This is a genomic window from Sandarakinorhabdus sp. (assembly GCF_031422795.1).
Lineage (GTDB): Bacteria > Pseudomonadota > Alphaproteobacteria > Sphingomonadales > Sphingomonadaceae > Sandarakinorhabdus.
Genome location: NZ_JANPML010000356.1, coordinates 1 through 1,625, shown reverse-complemented (window position 1 = coordinate 1,625; position 1,625 = coordinate 1). Strand labels below are relative to the sequence as shown.

3 protein-coding genes are annotated in these 1,625 nt (G+C 68.2%); 2 read left to right on the top strand and 1 reads right to left on the bottom strand.

Annotated elements, in window-relative coordinates; translation table 11 throughout:
* A partial coding sequence (locus RMO81_RS12450) for an SDR family oxidoreductase (protein ID WP_310476212.1) occupies positions 1–693 on the top strand: 693 nt, incomplete at its 5' end.
* Positions 690–1,391 carry a 6-phosphogluconolactonase gene (gene pgl, locus RMO81_RS12445; protein WP_310476211.1) on the top strand — a complete coding sequence of 234 codons (702 nt, stop codon included), beginning with the start codon at positions 690–692 and terminating at the stop codon, positions 1,389–1,391. The genes RMO81_RS12450 and pgl, both read left to right, overlap by 4 nt.
* Before the next feature lie 35 nt (positions 1,392–1,426).
* On the opposite strand, the gene RMO81_RS12440 is transcribed toward pgl, so the two are convergent.
* Positions 1,427–1,625: hypothetical protein (locus RMO81_RS12440; protein WP_310476210.1), on the bottom strand; the 199-nt coding region annotated here is incomplete at its 5' end.

Genomic DNA, 1,625 nt, shown 5'->3' with positions numbered 1-1,625 from the left:
GCCGAAGGCGCGCGGGTGATGCTGGCCGATGTGCTGCCGGAAGGCGCGGATCGCGCCGCCGAACTGGGCGAGGCCGCAGCCTTCGTTGCCTGCGACGTGACCAGCCGCGACCAGATCGAAGCCGCCATCACCGCCACGGTGGCGCGCTGGGGCGGACTTAATGGCTTGATCAACAACGCCGGCATTGCGCCCAAAGGCGATATCCTCACCGAAACGCCGGAACAGTTCGATCGGGTGATCGCCACCAACCTCACCGCCGCCTTCCACGCCACCCAGCTGGCCGCGCCGCACCTGATCGCAGCCGGCGGCGGCGTGGTCGTCAACATGTCGAGCGTCAATGCCGTGCTCACCATCCCGGCGCTGCTGGCCTACAACGTCGCCAAGGGTGGGCTGAACCAGTTGACGAAGAACACCGCCATCGCGCTGGCGCCGCACAATATCCGCGTTGTCGGCATCGGGCCGGGCACCATCCTCACCGATCTGGCCAAACAGGCAGTGATGGCCAGCGCCGAAGCCCGCCGCCAGATCATGTCGCGCACGCCGATGGGCCGCGCCGGCGAACCGGAAGAAATCGCCGCCATCGCCGCCTTCCTGTTGAGCGATGATGCCAGTTACATTACCGGCGAGACCATCTATGCCGACGGCGGCCGCCTCGGCCTGAATTACACTGTACCCGTTGGAGATGATGCGTGATCGATGCCGAGTGGTGGGAATATGACGATGCCGATGAAATGGCGCAGGCCGTGGCCGGCGACATCGCCTATATCATCGGCCAGGCGTTGGAAGCCCGCGGGCGCGCGCTGGTCGCCTTCCCCGGCGGTTCCACCCCGCTGCCGGCGCTGAAGCTGCTGGCCGACATGAAGATCGAATGGGCTGATGTGACCATCCTGCCCACCGATGATCGGCTGGTGCCAGTGACCGACAAGCTTTCCAACGCCGGCCAACTGGCGCGGCTGTTCCTGCCCAAGAAAGCCCGCGTGCTGCCGTTGACGGCAGGCGAGGCCGACCCTGTCGCCGCTGGCCGCGCTGCCGATGAGCGTATCGCTGATCTCGATTGGCCGCTGGATGTGGCCTGGCTGGGTGTTGGTGAAGACGGTCACACCGCGTCGATCTTCCCCGGCCCGGATTTCGAAGCCGCCATTGCTGGCCCCAAGGCCCGCCGCGCGCTGGGCGTGCGCCCCGATCCGCTGCCGGCGGCTGCGCCGGTGCCGCGCGTTACCCTTACCGGGCCAACGCTGGCTTCGGCGCGCACCGTCACGCTGGTGTTGCAGGGCAAGGCCAAGCGCGAGGTGGTGGAACAGGCGCTGAAGCAGGGCGCCAGCAGCACGCTGCCCATCGGCCGCCTGCTGGCCGAACTGGATATGGACATCGACATCCACTGGTGCCCGTGACGCGCCGTCCGGCGCGGGGGTGCCCTTAACGGCGCTCAGCGCACCGTCACGCGCACCCGGTCATAGGTCGTCCGCCCGTCGCTGAGTGCGATTTCGTGCCGGCCCGGCACCGGCGCCCAGCGCGCCGGCAGGCCGGGCAGGCGGCGTCCATCAACGGCAATGAACAGGCCGGGCCGCTGCCCGATGTTGCGGATCACCAGCAGCTGCCGCGCCGGTGGAATATCTGGGTCGAGC